This is a genomic window from Flavobacterium sp. (genome assembly GCF_965284515.1).
GTDB lineage: Bacteria > Bacteroidota > Bacteroidia > Flavobacteriales > Flavobacteriaceae > Flavobacterium.
Map to the genome: position 1 here is coordinate 1,551,921 of NZ_OZ260089.1, position 16,603 is coordinate 1,568,523.

Annotated in this window: 14 protein-coding genes and 1 pseudogene; 9 read left to right on the forward strand and 6 right to left on the reverse strand. The window is 29.0% G+C overall.

The window, feature by feature from the left end; all coding sequences use genetic code 11:
• Nucleotide 1: 1 nt before the first annotated feature.
• The 3 genes from ACQ65T_RS07170 to rsfS form a co-directional block, all read right to left on the reverse strand.
• The gene (locus ACQ65T_RS07170) at nt 2-610 is read right to left on the reverse strand and encodes a lactate utilization protein B/C (protein WP_430400403.1); all 609 of its coding nucleotides are present in this window, start codon (nt 608-610) and stop codon (nt 2-4) included.
• Nucleotides 611-719: 109 nt separating this feature from the next.
• A complete protein-coding gene (gene ftsH / locus ACQ65T_RS07175; protein ID WP_430400404.1) occupies nt 720-2,642 on the reverse strand; it encodes an ATP-dependent zinc metalloprotease FtsH in 1,923 nt (640 codons plus the stop codon).
• Between the two features lie 6 nt (nt 2,643-2,648).
• Nucleotides 2,649-3,020, reverse strand: a complete 372-nt coding sequence (gene rsfS / locus ACQ65T_RS07180; RefSeq protein WP_430400405.1) for a ribosome silencing factor — start codon at nt 3,018-3,020, stop codon at nt 2,649-2,651.
• A gap of 94 nt (nt 3,021-3,114) precedes the next feature.
• On the opposite strand from rsfS, the gene ACQ65T_RS07185 reads away from it, so the two are divergent.
• Together ACQ65T_RS07185 and ccsA are read left to right on the forward strand one after the other, a co-directional pair.
• Nucleotides 3,115-3,846, forward strand: coding sequence for a biotin--[acetyl-CoA-carboxylase] ligase (locus ACQ65T_RS07185; protein ID WP_430400406.1), 732 nt, complete (start codon nt 3,115-3,117; stop codon nt 3,844-3,846).
• A gap of 98 nt (nt 3,847-3,944) precedes the next feature.
• On the forward strand, nt 3,945-7,079 hold the full coding sequence (gene ccsA, locus ACQ65T_RS07190; protein ID WP_430400407.1) for a cytochrome c biogenesis protein CcsA: 3,135 nt from the start codon (nt 3,945-3,947) through the stop codon (nt 7,077-7,079).
• Nucleotides 7,080-7,090: 11 nt separating this feature from the next.
• Here ccsA and ACQ65T_RS07195 read toward each other — a convergent pair whose 3' ends face one another.
• Nucleotides 7,091-7,501, reverse strand: coding sequence for a potassium channel family protein (locus ACQ65T_RS07195; protein WP_430400408.1), 411 nt, complete (start codon nt 7,499-7,501; stop codon nt 7,091-7,093).
• 106 nt (nt 7,502-7,607) lie between these two features.
• Here ACQ65T_RS07195 and ACQ65T_RS07200 point away from each other — a divergent pair, with 106 nt between their 5' ends.
• Nucleotides 7,608-8,201: a glutathione peroxidase gene (locus ACQ65T_RS07200; protein ID WP_430400409.1), complete on the forward strand. Its 594-nt coding sequence runs from the start codon at nt 7,608-7,610 to the stop codon at nt 8,199-8,201.
• On the opposite strand, the gene ACQ65T_RS07205 is transcribed toward ACQ65T_RS07200, so the two are convergent.
• Entirely contained in the window at nt 8,202-8,699 is a 498-nt protein-coding gene (locus ACQ65T_RS07205) for an N-acetyltransferase family protein (protein ID WP_430400410.1), read from the reverse strand. It lies immediately after the preceding gene.
• Between the two features lie 73 nt (nt 8,700-8,772).
• Between ACQ65T_RS07205 and menD the strand changes: the two genes are divergently transcribed.
• The 6 genes from menD (at nt 8,773) to priA (ending at nt 15,881) form a co-directional block, all read left to right on the forward strand.
• On the forward strand, nt 8,773-10,425 hold the full coding sequence (gene menD, locus ACQ65T_RS07210) for a 2-succinyl-5-enolpyruvyl-6-hydroxy-3-cyclohexene-1-carboxylic-acid synthase (RefSeq protein ID WP_430400411.1): 1,653 nt from the start codon (nt 8,773-8,775) through the stop codon (nt 10,423-10,425).
• A gap of 86 nt (nt 10,426-10,511) precedes the next feature.
• Complete coding sequence (locus ACQ65T_RS07215) at nt 10,512-10,853, forward strand: DUF2853 family protein (RefSeq protein WP_430400412.1); 342 nt, start codon at nt 10,512-10,514, stop codon at nt 10,851-10,853.
• 115 nt (nt 10,854-10,968) lie between these two features.
• On the forward strand, nt 10,969-11,826 hold the full coding sequence (gene nadC / locus ACQ65T_RS07220) for a carboxylating nicotinate-nucleotide diphosphorylase (protein ID WP_430400413.1): 858 nt from the start codon (nt 10,969-10,971) through the stop codon (nt 11,824-11,826).
• A gap of 3 nt (nt 11,827-11,829) precedes the next feature.
• Complete coding sequence (locus tag ACQ65T_RS07225) at nt 11,830-12,756, forward strand: YihY/virulence factor BrkB family protein (protein ID WP_430400414.1); 927 nt, start codon at nt 11,830-11,832, stop codon at nt 12,754-12,756.
• A gap of 25 nt (nt 12,757-12,781) precedes the next feature.
• Nucleotides 12,782-13,348 (forward strand): chalcone isomerase family protein, encoded by a 567-nt coding sequence (locus ACQ65T_RS07230; protein ID WP_430400415.1) that lies wholly within the window; start codon nt 12,782-12,784, stop codon nt 13,346-13,348.
• A gap of 82 nt (nt 13,349-13,430) precedes the next feature.
• A complete protein-coding gene (gene priA / locus ACQ65T_RS07235; RefSeq protein ID WP_430400416.1) occupies nt 13,431-15,881 on the forward strand; it encodes a replication restart helicase PriA in 2,451 nt (816 codons plus the stop codon).
• Here the strand turns inward: priA and ACQ65T_RS07240 are convergent.
• Nucleotides 15,878-16,577, reverse strand: a pseudogene (locus tag ACQ65T_RS07240) (LytR/AlgR family response regulator transcription factor). The gene priA and the pseudogene ACQ65T_RS07240 overlap by 4 nt on opposite strands.
• Nucleotides 16,578-16,603: the final 26 nt, after the last annotated feature.

Sequence of the window (16,603 nt, forward strand, 5' to 3'; positions counted from 1 at the left end):
ACTATAAATCTTCTAACAGAAGTAAGTAAAGGTTTTTATGGCAACTTCCATAATGTAAAAAATCTTCTTCTTTTTCTTCTTCAAAGTATTTTATGGTAGTGATATTTGTAGGATATTCTTTGTCATACTTTTGTTTAATAAAACGCAATCCATCTCCTTTGCTCCCTACTAATTGACTTGTAGTGGCGAAAACAACCATATTAATAGGTAGTTCATTTGGTTTGAAATGTTTAAATTGATTAGAGGAGAATAATATAGAGCCTTCATCTCCAATTAAATTTTCACATGTAGAAAAGAAAAACTGTGCTTCTTCTGTATTGTTTATAATACCAAGTTTGTTTTCGTTTATTAAATAGTTAAGTGATGGTTCAAAGCACAAAACATTACATTCAAACCAATCATTTTCTTCTAAAATATTTAAAAAATTATCTGAAATCTCATTTAAGTTTTCACAATAAATAAACTTGCCCCCATTTTTTTGAAAATTGCGAGTAAACATTTCGTCTACAGGTATATTTACCTCAGGAGTATAAGGACTTTTTTCTTCTTTATCCTTTTTACTGTTTGAAGTATCACCAGAGTTTCCGAAAATTTTTCTAAAAAGACTCATTTATCTTTAGTAGGTAAATTATAGTAAGTATCAAAGATAAAAAAAATCTTAGTTCTTTTATCACAAGAACTAAGATTTTTTAAAATTTTGTTAAACAAGTTTAATTTAACTATTCCTCAAGTTTGTTTTCTGTTTCTTTATTGAATAGTCTCTCTCCAAAAATAGCTTCTAAGTCATCTTTAAAAATAACTTCTTTTTCTATTAAAATATCTGCTAACTGGTTCAATTTATCTTTATTTTCTTCCAATAATTTGATCGCTCTTTCATACTGACTTTCAATTAAAATAGAAATTTCTTTATCAATTGTTTGAGCTGTTTCTTCAGAATATGGTTTTGAAAAATTATATTCACTTTGACCTGATGAATCATAATAAGTTACATTTCCAATTTTATCATTTAATCCATAAATAGTAACCATAGCACGAGCTTGTTTTGTGACTTTTTCAAGATCGCTTAAAGCACCAGTTGAAATTTTGTTGAAAATAACTTTTTCTGCAGCTCTACCGCCCATAGTTGCACACATTTCATCTAGCATTTGCTCTGGGTGAACAATTAAGCGTTCTTCTGGTAAATACCATGCTGCACCAAGACTTTGTCCTCTAGGTACTATTGTTACTTTAACAAGTGGTGCTGCATGCTCAAGCATCCAACTAACTGTTGCGTGACCCGCTTCGTGTATAGCAATTGCTCTTTTTTCAGCAGGTGTAACAATTTTGTTTTTCTTTTCTAAACCACCTACGATTCTATCTACAGCATCTAGGAAATCTTGCTTGTTTACTGCTTTTTTGTCTTTTCTAGCAGCAATTAGAGCTGCTTCATTACAAACGTTTGCAATATCAGCTCCAGAAAAACCAGGAGTTTGTTTTGCTAGGAATTCTGTATCTAATTCTTCTTCTTTTTTAATAGGCTTTAAGTGAACCTCAAATATTTCTTTACGTTCTCTTACATCTGGTAGGTCTACATAAATTTGCCTGTCAAAACGACCTGCACGCATTAAAGCTTTATCTAAAACATCGGCTCTATTTGTAGCGGCAAGTACAATAACATTTGTGTTTGTACCAAATCCATCCATTTCAGTTAATAACTGATTTAGAGTGTTTTCTCTCTCATCGTTTCCGCCTGACATATTACTTTTTCCACGTGCTCTACCTACTGCATCTATTTCATCTATAAATATAATAGCAGGAGATTTTTCTTTTGCTTGCTTAAATAAGTCACGAACTCTTGAAGCTCCAACTCCTACAAACATTTCAACAAAATCTGAACCTGATAATGAAAAGAATGGAACTTTTGCTTCACCTGCAACTGCTTTTGCTAATAATGTTTTTCCTGTTCCAGGAGGTCCAACTAGTAATGCTCCTTTTGGAATTTTACCTCCAATAGAAGTGTATTTTTCAGGGTTTCTTAAAAACTCAACGATTTCTTCAATTTCTTCTTTTGCACCTTCAAGTCCTGCTACATTTTCAAAAGTGACTTTTACGTCGTTTTTTTCATCAAATAGTTTAGCTTTAGATTTACCGATGCTGAATATTTGACCACCACCGCCTCCAGCTCCGCCTGACATTCTTCTCATCATGAAAATCCAAAGTCCTACAATTAGAATGATAGGTAATAGTAGAGAAATAACTTCTCCCCAAGCACTTTCTGGTTCTTTTTCATAATCAGAAATTAAACCTTTTTGTCTAGCATCTTCAAGCGTTTTTTGAAAAATTTCCGTGTTTCCAATTTCAATGATATAATGTGGACCTTTTTCGTTAATTTTTCCAAAAGTACCATCTTTAACTTTAGAATGAGATGGGCTTTTTAAGGCTTCTTTCTTTAATATAATAGAAGCTTTAGTGTTAGAAAAAACAACTTTTTCAACTTGATTAGAGTCTAAATATTGGTAAAATTTAGATAAAGTTGTTTGTTTAGGGTTGTTAAAATCAAAGCCATTTCCGAATATATTGATAAGTAAAAATAAACCTATAATAAGTCCGTAAATAGCCCATGGACTAAGTTTAAACTTTGAATTTTTTTTATTATCTGACATGTTTTTTTAGTATTTACTTTCGATAGAAGTTATTTTAGCATCACCCCAAAGGCTTTCAATGTTGTAATACTCGCGAATGTGTTTTTGAAAAATGTGAACTACCACATTTACATAGTCCATAAGTACCCATTCGCCATTTTCACTACCTTCAACATGCCAAGGTTTATCCTTTAATTCTTTTGAAACTACTTTCTGAATTGAGTTAGTTATTGCATTAACTTGGGTATTCGAATTTCCATTGCATATTATGAAATAGTCACATACTGTATTGTCTAATTCTCTTAAATCTAAAATGTCAATATCAGCTCCTTTTACATCTTCAATTCCTTTTATGATATTTGCTAATAAATCGTCGTTACTTATATTTTTAGTACTCATTTAATTTTTTTATGTTTATGCAAAGTTATCATTTTTTGTCTTTAATTTTGAACCTTAACAAAAGATTAAATTTTTTCTTTGCTTTTTTATCTAAATGAATATAATCAAACTCAATGCCACAGAATCTACAAACTCTTTTTTAAAGGAGTTATTATTGACTCAAAATGTTGATAATTTTACTATTGTTATAACTGAAAATCAAACAAAAGGGAAAGGACAGGTTGGATCGATTTGGGATTCTACACCTGGTAAGAACCTCACTTTTAGTGTTTTGATAAAAGATTTTGTTGTTGGAGCTTCATCAATGTTTATTTTAAATACATTGGTTTCTGTTAGTATAATTAAAGCACTAGAAAAATTTAAAATAAATAATTTATCTATTAAATGGCCAAACGACATTTTGTCAGAACAAAAAAAAATTGGTGGTGTTTTAGTTGAGAATATTTTTAGAGGTAACAACGAAATTGTTTCTATTGTAGGTATTGGTTTAAATGTAAATCAACTTCATTTTGAAAATTTGCCTCAAGCATCTTCGTTAGCAATTTTAAATAATAGAGAATATGATAAAGATTTAATTTTATTAGAGATTCATAATCAGTTACAAAATCATTATAAAGAAATTCTAAATAATTTTAAGAAAGATTTTTGGGAAGAGTACCACTATTATTTATTTAAGAGGAATATTCCTTCAGTTTTTTTATCTGCTGATAATCATAAATTTATGGGAATTATTAAAGGGGTTTCAGAGATTGGAAAACTCCAAGTTATGTTAGAAGATGATTCAATTCAAGAATACAATATTAAAGAAATTAAAATGTTGTATTGATTTTACAATTCTTAAAATTGAGTAAAGCTTTGTTAAACTTATTTAAAAGTTTTTCTTTTTAAGTACATTTGTAACCGTTTTACAATTACTACACTAAAATGGATAAAAAAATATACGCTTTCCTATTTTCTACTCGTTTAATGGCAATCTTATTTATTGGATTTGCTATTGCTATGGCTTCAGGTACATTTATTGAAAGCAAGTACAATACAGAAACTGCAAGAATACTTATTTATAATGCATGGTGGTTTGAAACCATTATGGTATTTTTTGTAATTAATTTTTTCGGAAACATACAAAGATATCAATTGTATAAAAAAGAAAAATGGTCAACACTTTTAGTTCATTTATCTTTTATTTTTATTCTAGTTGGCGCATTTGTAACTCGATATATTAGTTATGAGGGTTTAATGCCAATTAGAGAAGGTGCAACAGAAAATGTTTTTTATTCAGATAAAACTTTTTTAACAGCTTTTGTTGATGGAGATTACAAAGGTGAAGTTAAGCGTAAAACATTTGAGCATAACCAATATTTTTCTCAAGCAACAAATAACAATTTTAGAATTAAAAATGAATTTAATTCGATTCCATTTGAGATTGAATATGTTGATTTTATAATGAATGCAAGTGAAACTGTAACTAAATCAGATAACGGAATTCAGTATTTAAAAATGGTTGAGTCTGGTGACGGAACCCGCCATGAGCATTATTTAAAAGAAGGAGAAGTTCAAAATATTCATAACGTCCTTTTTGCTTTTAATGAGTATACAGATGGTGCTATAAATATTTCGAATGTAGAAGGCGCATATTTAATCCAAGCTCCATTTGAAGGAACTTTTATGCGAATGGCTGATAAAATGCAAGGAAATGTTGTAAAAGATTCTATTCAACCATTAATGCTTCGTTCGCTTTATAATATTGGTGGTTCACAATTTGTTTTTCCTGAACCAGCAGAGAAAGGAACAATAACATATAAATCAAATAACGATTATAAAGACCAACAAACAGACGATGCTTTAGTAGTAAAAGTAAAAAGTCAAGGTTTGGAAGAAACTTTAACATTAGTAGGCTCTAAAGGCAAACAAGGGACTCCTCAATCTGTTAAATTAGGTGATTTAGAATTCACTTTGTTTTTTGGAAGTAAAGTGTATTCACTGCCATTTAGTATTAAAGTAGACGATTTTATTGCTGATAAATATCCAGGAACTGAGAAAAGCTATGCTTCATTTAAAAGTAAGCTAGAGATTATTGATTTAGAAAATAATAAAACTTTTAAAGACAGTGTTTTCATGAATAATATTTTAGACTATAGAGGTTTTAGATTTTTTCAAGCTTCATTTGATAAAGATGAAAAAGGAACTGTTTTATCAGTGAGTCATGATGCTTTAGGAACATGGATAACTTACTTAGGTTATTTCTTATTGTATTTTGCTTTAATGGTTATTTTATTTGATAAAAACACTCGATTTGGTGATTTAAAAAGGAAATTGGATAAAGTAAAAGCAAAAAAAGAAGCATTAATGATTTTGTTGGTTTTGTTTTCATTTTCTGGATTTTCACAAGATTATAATCATGTTGTAGATAATATTGCCAAATCAAAAGAAATAATAGAAAAGTATAAAGTTTCTAAAGAACATGCTTCAAAATTCGGATATACTATTATTCAAGATGCTGGAGGAAGAATGAAACCTATAAATACCTTTTCATCTGAATTGCTTCGTAAAGTTTCTAAAAGTGATACTTATGAAGGAATGAATGCTGACCAAGTTTTCATTTCGATGACGCAATTTCCAAGATATTGGTACAATATTCCTATTGTTTATTTAAAAAGAGGAAATGATAGTTTAAGAAAAATTGTTGGAGTTGAAAAAGAGGCAAAATATGCTGCTTTGGCTGATTTCTTTGACGAAAAAGGAAATTATAAATTATCATCTTATTTAGAGAAAGCTTTTAAAGCTATTGTTCCAAGTAATTTTGAAAAAGATTTTATTGAAACAGATAAAAAAGTTAATTTGCTATACGATGCTTTAAGCGGACAAATTCTTAGAGTTTATCCAGTTCCAAATGATCCAACTAATAAATGGGTTTCGTTTTTAGAATTGAATGAGCCAACAGGTACAGACTTAGATAATATTAAAAACTTAATTCCTTATTATTTGGATGCTGTTTCTAAATCTACTGAAACTAAAAATTATAATACTCCAGATTCTTTGTTGGTTGGTTTAGAACGATATCAAAAAATGTACGGTGGAAAAGTAATGCCTTCCGAGAATAAAGTAAATGCTGAAATTACATACAATAAGTACGATATTTTTAAAAAGTTGTACTATTTGTATATGCTAGCTGGAGTTTTGATGTTGATTTTGACAATAGTCCAGTTATTTACAAAATCAACTTTAATAAAATATTCAGTAAAATTTTTCCATGTATTAATAGGGCTTTTCTTTGGTTTACACACTTTAGGATTAATTGCTCGTTGGTATATCTCAGGTCATGCACCTTGGAGTGATGCTTATGAAAGTATGATTTACGTTGGTTGGGCAACAATGTTTTTTGGTTTAGCTTTCGGGAGAAAATCACAACTTACAGTTGCATCAACAGCATTTGTAGCCTCTATGATTTTAATGATTGCACACTGGAATTGGATGGATCCTGCAATTGCAAATTTGGTTCCTGTTTTGAATTCATATTGGTTAATGATTCACGTTGCAGTAATTGTTGCTAGTTATGGTCCATTTACTTTAGGAATGATATTAGGTTTAGTTGCTTTATTATTAATCATTTTTACAAATGAATCTAATAAGCAAAGAATGAAATTAGCTATTGATGAAATTAGTTATATCAATGAAATGGCAATTACTGTTGGTCTAGTAATGCTTACAATTGGAAACTTTCTTGGTGGACAATGGGCAAATGAGAGCTGGGGACGCTATTGGGGTTGGGATCCAAAAGAAACATGGGCTTTAATTAGTATTATGGTTTATGCTTTCGTAATTCATGCTCGTTTTGTTCCAGGATTAAGAAGTAAATGGGTATATAATGTAATGAGTATTTTTGCTTTTTACTCAATTTTAATGACCTATTTTGGAGTGAATTTTTACTTAACAGGTTTACATTCTTATGCAAGTGGAGACAAAGTTGTTACACCTAGTTTTATATACTATTCTGTTGCAACAGTAGTCTTACTAAGTATTGTCTCTTATTTTAAATACAAGAAATTTTATAAGAAATAAAAAAAAGGAGCTTAAAGCTCCTTTTTTTCTTTCATTACTTCTTCAATTATTTTATTTATTTTATTTTTCTTTTTTTCGTCGGTATTATTAAAAGCTCTATTTTTTAAAATCTCTCGTTTTTCTTTATGCTTCATATATGTATAATGATGTTGAATAGTATTTATAAAGCTCAATATCATTCCAATACCTATAACAATATATAAAACAGTAAATAGTTTCCCTTCATCAGTTTGAGGAGAGAAATCTCCATATCCTATTGTTGTTAATGTAACTACTGAAAAATAGAAAGAATCAATATAACTCCAGCCTTCTATGTAGTGATACACAAATGTTCCAGAGAAAATTATTAATATAGTGGTAATTAATAAATCTCTGTATTCATCATCTTTTAAAAATGAAATTAGGGTTCTAATAAAAAACATAGTTTGTTTAGTTTCTCGCTAAATTAAGTAATTTAATTTAGATTTAAGATTTGTTTATTAGAATTTAAAATTCAAATGAATTAACTTTGAAACAAATCACTTAAATATGAAAAATATCTTTAGATTATTTGCTTTTGCACTTACAGTTATTGGTTGTAAACAACAGGAAAGTTTAAACAAAAATTTAGTTACAAATAATAACAATACAACTATGGAAAGAGCTTCGATTCATCAATTCAAAGTACAAGATTTAGAAGGAAATAATTTTGATTTTAGTGCTTTAAAAGGAAAAAAAGTAATGGTGGTAAATACGGCTTCTAAATGTGGATTAACTCCTCAATATAAAGATTTACAAGCTATATATGATAAATATAAGAGCGATAATTTTGTAATAGTTGGTTTCCCTGCAAATGATTTCATGAGTCAAGAGCCAGGTACTAATGATGAAATTGCCACTTTTTGTGAACGCAATTACGGAGTGACTTTTCCAATGATGAATAAAATTTCGGTTAAAGGAAAAGACATGCATCCTGTGTATCAATTTTTAACTCAAAAGGCTAAAAACGGAGTTGCAGATAGTGATGTTGAATGGAATTTTCAAAAATACCTTTTAAATGAAAACGGTCAGTTAGATATGATTATTTCGCCTAGAACTTTGCCTACAGATCAAAAAATCATCAAATGGATTGAAGGAAAATGATTATTCTATAATCAATTGCATAAAGACCGAATCTAACCATCGGTCAAATTTATAACCTGATTCTTTAATAATTCCAACGGTTTTAAATCCGTATTTTTCATGAAACTTCACACTACCTTGATTTTCCGAATCTATAACAGCAATCATAGTGTGAAGTTTTTGTTTTTTTGCAATTTTGATAAGTTCTTCCATGATTAAATGTCCAATTTTCATTCCTTGGAAGTCCTTATTAACATATACTGAATGTTCAACAGTGTATTTGTATGCTTCTCTAAAACGGAATTCACTATAATAGCCAAAGCCAACTATTTTTTCGTTTAAAACAGCTACAATAACAGGGAAATTTTTGTCAATTTTCTCTTTTAATATTTCAGTTTGCTGTTCTAAAGTTCTTATATTATAATCATATAGAGCCGTAGAATTTAAAATATTGAAATTGATGACTTCTAAAATAGCCTTTGAGTCACTTTCTTTATAGGGTCTTATTGAAATTTTCATTAAAAACAATTTTGAGTTGTAAATGTATTAAAACCTTTGCAACTTTGTATCTTTACAACTTAGTAAATATAAAATGATTTATCCAGAAATTCCTTTAGCGCAAAGTGTCATAGAAATTTGTAAAGCTAAAGGCGTAGAACATATAATTATTTCTCCAGGTTCAAGAAACGCTCCATTAACAATAGGATTTGCTAATAATTCAAACTTTAAGTGTTATAGTATTGTTGATGAACGATGTGCGGCTTTTTTTGCATTAGGAATAGCTCAGCAAATCAATAAGCCGGTTGTGGTTGTTTGTACTTCGGGCTCTGCTCTATTGAATTATTATCCTGCTGTTGCTGAAGCATTTTACAGTCAAATACCACTTGTAGTTATTAGTGCAGATAGGCCTCATGATAAAATTGATATTGGAGACGGACAAACCATTCGTCAGGAAAATGTATTTTCAAATCATATTTTATACAATGCTAATTTACACGAAATAGCTTCAGTTGAAAATGACTTAAAAATAAATGAAGCACTAAATATTTCTATCATTAATAAAGGTCCGGTTCATATTAATGTTCCGTTTGAAGAGCCTCTATACGCGACTGTAAACTCATTAAATATTGTTCCTAAAATCATTCCAATTGTTGAAGAAATTAAAACCTTTGAAATACAGGAAGATTTTATCTCTAAATGGAATTCGTCAACTAAAAAACTAATATTGATTGGCGAATTAAAACCAAATTCAATTGAAAGTTTTGTTTTAGAACAATTAACAAAAGATGAGTCAGTTGTAGTTATGGCAGAAACTACTTCAAACCTCAATAATGATACATTTATTTCAAATATAGATGCAATAATTACTCCATTTACTACTGATGATTTCGAACATTTTAAACCTGAAATATTAGTCACTTTTGGAGGAATGGTGGTTTCTAAAAGGATAAAAGCTTTTTTGCGAAACTACCAGCCAAGTCAACATTGGCATATTGATGAATTAAGGGCTTATGACACATACTATTGTTTAACAAGTCACATAAAAACCAATGCAAATTCTTTTTTTAATCAATTGTATTCAAAAAAAAATGTGGCATCAAGCTCTTATGCAAGTGATTTTTCGGATATAGTTTCTTTAAGAAAACAGAAACATAATGAATATCTTGAAAAAGCACCTTTTTCTGATTTTAGTGTTTTTGCATTAATTGCAAATCAACTTCAAGACAATATTAATTTACAAATTAGTAACAGCTCTGCTATTCGATATTTACAGTTATTTAATATAAACGAAAAGATTGAAGTATTTTGCAATAGAGGAACAAGCGGAATTGATGGAAGTACTTCGACTGCAATTGGGGCTGCTATAACTTCAGAAAAGCCAACAGTTTTAATTACTGGAGATATTAGTTTCTTTTACGACAGTAATGCGCTTTGGAATAAATATGTTCCAAAGAATTTTAAAATCATTTTAATTAATAATTCTGGAGGTGGAATTTTTAGAATTTTACCAGGTCATCAAGAAAATCAAGTTTTTAATGAGTTTTTTGAAACATCACATAATTTAAAAGCCAATCATTTGGCAGAAATGTACGGTTTTAATTATCGTTGTATAGATGAAAATGTTGATTTAGAAAAGTTGTTGGATGAATTTATGAATTCAAATGAAAAACCATCAATATTAGAAATTTGTACTCCTGAAAAGCAAAACAATGAAGTATTATTAAAATATTTTAAAAACTTATAATTTTCTTAAAATAATTAGCTTTTAAATTTTATTAATTGCTAAAAAATATTAAATTTGAGAAAATCTTAACACTAAAAAATATAATTATGAGTAAAAGAGATGACTTAATTACAAAATACGCAGCCGATTTAAAAGACAAATGTGGAATGACTGCTAATATGGATTTACTAACTAAAGTAACTATTGGTTGTGGTCCATCTATTTATAATGCTGATGCATCTACAGTTTCTGGATCTGATGAGAAAGAATTAGCAACAGTTAAAAATAATTTTTTAATTAAAAAATTAGGATTAAAAGACGGTGCTGATTTAGATAAAGGTATTGATGCAGTTATTGAAAAATATGGTCGTTCTAATCGTAATAAATATAGAGCTGTAGTTTATTATTTGTTGACTTTACATTTCAAAAAAGAATCTGTTTATAAATAATAGATTAAAAGTTATATTAGCCCAAGCATTGCTTGGGCTTTTTTTATTTTCAAAAATGTAGTATTATTTTTAAATTCTATTACTTATTGTTAATTTAGCCAAACAATATCTTATTATGATTTCAGAAGAACAATTTCAAAAAGAAATAGATTTAATTATTGCTAATGCAATTAGAGAAGATGTAGGAGATGGAGACCATAGTTCTTTAGCATGTATTCCAGTTGATGCAGAAGGAAGCGCTAAATTATTAGTTAAAGATGAAGGAATAATTGCAGGTATAGATTTTGCAAAGCAAGTTTTTTATTTTGTTGAACCTTCAATGCGAGTAGAGACATTCTTTAATGATGGTGATTTTGTAAAATATGGAGATGTAGTATTTCATGTTTATGGAACTTCTCAAGCTATTTTAAAAGCAGAACGATTGGTTTTAAATGCTATGCAAAGAATGAGTGCTATTGCAACTAAAACCAAGAAATTTGTCGATTTATTGGAAGGAACAAAAACAAAAGTCTTAGATACAAGAAAAACTACCCCAGGAATTAGAGCAATAGAAAAATGGGCTGTAAAAATTGGTGGTGGAGAAAATCACCGTTTTGCCTTATATGATATGGTAATGTTGAAAGATAATCATATTGATTTTGCTGGTGGAATTTCTAAAGCCATTGCTAAAACAAATCATTATTTAAAAGAGAACAACAAAGATTTAAAAATTATTGTAGAAGCTAGAAATATTGAAGAGGTTAAAGAAATATTAGCTTCAGAAAATGTATATAGAATTTTATTGGATAATTTCGATTACGAAACGACACGAGAAGCTGTAAAATTAATTGGAAACCGTTGTTTAACTGAATCATCAGGTAATATTAATGAAGAAACAATTCGACAATATGCAAATTGTGGAGTAAATTTTATTTCATCTGGTGCATTAACACATTCTGTTTATAATTTAGACTTAAGTCTAAAAGCGATATAATTTATGTCTGAAGAAATTGAAAATAAATTAAAAAAAATCCCTGTTGTAAAACAATTGGTTTTTTTGACAAAAAAAGTAACGCTTTCTTCTTTGCAAGGACTTTCCTTATATGATATTTTAGAACTCTATGTTTTAGGAATTTTTAAAGGAGCATTTTCTTATAGAGCAAGTGCTATTGCTTTTAGTTTTTTTATGGCATTATTTCCTTTTGCATTATTTATTTTAAACTTAATTCCATATATTCCAATAGAAAATTTTCAAGAAGATTTTTTATACTTCGTGGAACAAGGTGTGCCGCCAACAACTTTTGAAGCAATTCAGGTTATCCTAACTGATATTATGAGCAATAGTTATCAGAGTTTACTTTCTTCAGGATTTATAATATCTATTTTTTTAATGACTAATGGTACTAATGCTATTCTTGGTGGATTTGAAATGTCTACACATATAACCTTATCTAGAGGTTTTATTAAGCAATATTTAATTGCATTAGCAATTTCTTTAGCTTTAACAGCATTACTATTAATTACCGTTGCGGCAATTGTTGTTTTTGAAGTTTTTATTCAGAAAATAAAATTGAGTGGATTAATCACTGATGATGTTTATTTGATTATTTGGGGAAGATATATTTTCGTTATTTTAATGATTTTAATTTCGACTTCAATATTGTATAAATTTGGGACAAGAGAAACAAAAGATGTTAATTTTATTAGTTATGGAGCGGTTTTTACAACGCTTTTAATTATACTTTCTTCTTATTTGTTTGGAGTATATGTAGAAAAATTTTCAAGATATAACGAGTTATATGGTTCAATTGGCACACTTCTTGTTTTAATGTTCTATATCTGGTTAAACTGTATGGTTCTCCTATTAGGATTTGAAATAAATGCAGCCATCACTAAATTAAAAAGAAAAAAATTATATATTTAACAAAAATTATTAAAAAAAGAAAACCATGAAAAAACAAATTTTAACTTTATTATTAGTTGCTTTTACAGGAATTTTTTCTGCTAATGCACAACAAACTGTTTCTGGAGTAAAAGTCGATTCTAAATTGTCTGTTGAAGGTCAAAGCCTTATTTTAAATGGAGCAGGATTAAGAGAAAAAATGTGGATTGATTTATATGTAGGTTCTTTGTATCTACCAACAAAAACATCTAACGCAAAAGACATCATGGATAGTAAAGATGCTGCTGCAATTAAATTAGATATTGTTTCTGGAATGATTACTTCTGAAAAAATGATTTCAGCCGTTAACGACGGATTTGAAAATGCTACTAACAAAAACACAGCTCCTTTAAGAGCTAAAATTGATAAATTCAAATCTTTTTTCAAAGAGGAAATAAAAAAGGGTGACACATTTATAATTGCAAATATTCCTGGTGATGGAGTAGTAGTATTTAAGAATGGTGTTAAAAAAGGAACTATTGATGGTCATGACTTTAAGAAGGCATTATTCGGAATTTGGTTAGGAGCTAAACCTGCTGATAGCGACTTAAAAGAAGGAATGTTAGGAAAATAGTTTTATCCTATGAATTATATAAAAAGCACTTTCAATTTGAAGGTGCTTTTTTTTTGTCTTTTTTCAAACTATCTTTGTTTTCATGCAGTACTTCATAGAGACGGTTTTGCCTATTGCAGTCTCAAAAAATTTTACCTACCAAGTTTCTGAAGCCGAATTTGAATATATTCAAGTTGGGATGCGTGTTGCTGTTCCATTTGGTAAAACTAAAATTTATACAGCTTTAGTATTGGGTAAAAATAACAATCCACCTCAATTATATGAGGCAAAAGAAATTCTTCAAATTTTAGATGAAAAACCTGTAGTTAATTTATTTCAAATTAATCATTGGCAATGGATTGCAAATTATTATATGTGTTCGTTAGGAGAAGTCTATAAATCTGCATTTCCTTCGGGTTTTATTATTGAAAGCGAAACACTGATTAGTTTGAATAATGAAGCTAATTTAATTGAAATTGACTTAAAAGATGATGAGTATTTAATTATTGAAGCTTTAAAAATTCAATCTTCTTTACGAATTAATGAAATAGTAAGTATTCTAAATAAAAAGAGTATTTTCAATACCATAAACGCTTTATTGGCTAAAGGTATAATTCTTTTACAAGAAGAAATAAAAGAACAATATAAGCCAAAGCAAACAAAATACATTCAATTACACTCAAACTACGATAATCAAGATAAATTGTCGGAGTTACTAAAATCATTAAGCAGAGCAAAAAAGCAAAGAGAATTGGTTTTGAGCTTCTTCCAATTGAAAGCAACTACCAAAAAACCTATCTCTTTAAAACTATTATTAGAAGCTTCAAAAAGTTCTTCCTCAATTGTAAATTCACTTATTCAAAAACAAATTTTTGAAGATTATTATATTAATGAAGATAGAGTTGTTTTTAATAAAAATGAGAATGCTGACTTTACTTTAAGTAATGCGCAGGTAAAAGCGTTTCAATCTATAAAGGAGAATTTTCAAAATTTCGATGTTAATCTGTTACACGGAGTTACCGCTTCAGGTAAAACCGAAATATATATTAAGTTAATTGAAGAGTATATAAAAGAGGATAAACAGGTTTTATTTCTTCTTCCAGAAATTGCTCTAACCACTCAATTGGTTCAGCGATTGACCGATTATTTTGGAAATCAAGTTTCGGTTTTCCATTCAAAGTATACCAATAACGAAAGAGTAGAGGTGTGGAATCATTTGGTTGAGAAATCCGAAAAAGCAAAAATTGTTATCGGTGTACGAAGTGCTTTGTTTTTGCCTTTTTCTAATTTAGGACTTATAATTGTTGATGAAGAACACGAACAAACTTTTAAACAGCAAGATCCTGCACCAAGATATCATGCAAGAGATGCAGCTATTGTTTTAGCAAATCAATTCAAAGCAAAAGTACTGTTAGGTAGTGCGACTCCAAGTCTTGAAACATATTTTAACTGTAAGTCTAATAAATATGGTTTAGTTGAACTGAAAGAAAGATATGGAAATGTTGTTTTGCCTGAGATTCAATTAATAGATTTAAAAGACAAGTATTTTAGAAAGAGAATGACAGGTCATTTTTCAGATGATTTAATCAAACAAATTTCTGAAACTCTTGCAAATGGCGAACAGGTAATTCTTTTTCAAAACCGCAGAGGTTTTTCGCCTTATGTTGAATGTAAAACATGTGGTCATGTTTCGCATTGTCCAAGTTGCGATGTAAGTTTAACTTATTATAAGTTTAAAAATCAGTTGAGATGTCATTATTGTGGTTATTCTATTGCGAATCCTACACATTGTCATAGCTGTCACTCAGTTGAGCTGTCAACTAAAGGTTTTGGTACAGAGCAAATTGAACTTGAATTAAAGCAACTTTTCCCTGATAAAAATATTGGTCGAATGGATCAAGATACAACAAGAGGAAAACACGGTTATGAAAAAATAATTAATGCTTTTAAAAGTGAAGAGATTGATGTTTTAGTTGGGACTCAAATGTTAGCTAAAGGACTTCATTTTGATAAAGTGACATTAGTTGGGATTTTAAATGCAGATAATTTACTTAATCAGCCAAATTTTAGAGCTTATGAAAGAGCTTTTCAAATGATAGTACAAGTTTCTGGTAGAGCAGGAAGGAAAGATTTGCCAGGTAAGGTAATGATTCAAACCTATAACCCTTTTCATAACACGCTACAGCAAGTTTTAAGTAATGATTACGACGCTATGTTTAAGGAGCAAGTTTATGAGCGAAAAAACTTTAATTATCCGCCTTATGTTAGGTTACTAAAACTTACTTTGAAGCACAGAGATTATGAAAAACTAAAAGAAGGTTCTATGTGGCTTTATAGTGTTTTGAATCAAAGTTTAAACATGACGGTTCTTGGTCCGGAAGAGCCTGCAATAAGTAAAATTAGGAATGAGTTTATTAGAACAATTTTAATTAAAATTCCTTCAAATGTACATTTAGGGAATAGTAAGATGAAAATCAATAAAATTTTAATAAGTTTTGATGCAATTGCTCAATATAGATCTATACGAGTTAATGTAAATGTTGATAATTATTAAAGATTTCCAATTGCTTCTGAAATAACTTCTTTTTTGTTTCTACTAATTGGTATTTTGGTCTTACCTATTTCAGCAAACTTACTATTAAATTTTTCTACTCTTTCTAAGTTTACAATATAGGACTTATGCACTCTTGCAAATTTTCCTTCAGGTAATTCTTTTTCGAAAGCTTTCATTGTAGACAAAACCAAATGGCTATCTTCATCAGTGATTACTTTGATATAATCGCCAAAAGCTTCAACCCATTTTATTTTAGAAGTGTATATTTTTAGTTTTTTAAGATTACTTTTAATAATAATTGCCTCTCCATGATCTTCAGGAACTTCATTTCTTAATTGATGTAGTTCTAAAGCTTTTTTTACAGCTTTTAAAAAGCGCTCTTTAGAAATAGGTAGGCTTTTGTAGAAAGTCTGTTGCTTCGTAATCGAAGGCTTTAACGGCATAGTCAGCTTTTGAGGTGATAAAAACAATTTGTGGTTTTGTTTTTAATCCGTCTAATAAATCAAAACCATTAATTAATGGCATTTCAATATCTAAGAATATTAAATCAACAGCATTGTTGTTTATTGCGTTTTTTGCTTCTAAGGCATTTGCAAAATCTCCAACTAGGTTCAAATTAGTTGATTCATTTACGAGCTTAGTTATTGTCATTCTTTGAATGGCGCTATCGTCAACAACTATACAATTCAACTTCATAAGATATTTTTTAGTACGTTAAATGT

Coding starts and splice junctions, on each gene's coding strand:
- nadC (WP_430400413.1), top strand. CDS start 10,969: ATGATTTCAGAAGAACAATTTCAAAAAGAAATAGATTTAATTATTGCT.
- ACQ65T_RS07200 (WP_430400409.1), top strand. CDS start 7,608: ATGAAAAATATCTTTAGATTATTTGCTTTTGCACTTACAGTTATTGGT.
- ACQ65T_RS07185 (WP_430400406.1), top strand. CDS start 3,115: ATGAATATAATCAAACTCAATGCCACAGAATCTACAAACTCTTTTTTA.
- ccsA (WP_430400407.1), top strand. CDS start 3,945: ATGGATAAAAAAATATACGCTTTCCTATTTTCTACTCGTTTAATGGCA.
- rsfS (WP_430400405.1), bottom strand. CDS start 3,020: ATGAGTACTAAAAATATAAGTAACGACGATTTATTAGCAAATATCATA.
- ACQ65T_RS07215 (WP_430400412.1), top strand. CDS start 10,512: ATGAGTAAAAGAGATGACTTAATTACAAAATACGCAGCCGATTTAAAA.
- priA (WP_430400416.1), top strand. CDS start 13,431: ATGCAGTACTTCATAGAGACGGTTTTGCCTATTGCAGTCTCAAAAAAT.
- ACQ65T_RS07230 (WP_430400415.1), top strand. CDS start 12,782: ATGAAAAAACAAATTTTAACTTTATTATTAGTTGCTTTTACAGGAATT.
- ftsH (WP_430400404.1), bottom strand. CDS start 2,642: ATGTCAGATAATAAAAAAAATTCAAAGTTTAAACTTAGTCCATGGGCT.
- ACQ65T_RS07205 (WP_430400410.1), bottom strand. CDS start 8,699: ATGAAAATTTCAATAAGACCCTATAAAGAAAGTGACTCAAAGGCTATT.
- ACQ65T_RS07170 (WP_430400403.1), bottom strand. CDS start 610: ATGAGTCTTTTTAGAAAAATTTTCGGAAACTCTGGTGATACTTCAAAC.
- ACQ65T_RS07195 (WP_430400408.1), bottom strand. CDS start 7,501: ATGTTTTTTATTAGAACCCTAATTTCATTTTTAAAAGATGATGAATAC.
- ACQ65T_RS07225 (WP_430400414.1), top strand. CDS start 11,830: ATGTCTGAAGAAATTGAAAATAAATTAAAAAAAATCCCTGTTGTAAAA.
- menD (WP_430400411.1), top strand. CDS start 8,773: ATGATTTATCCAGAAATTCCTTTAGCGCAAAGTGTCATAGAAATTTGT.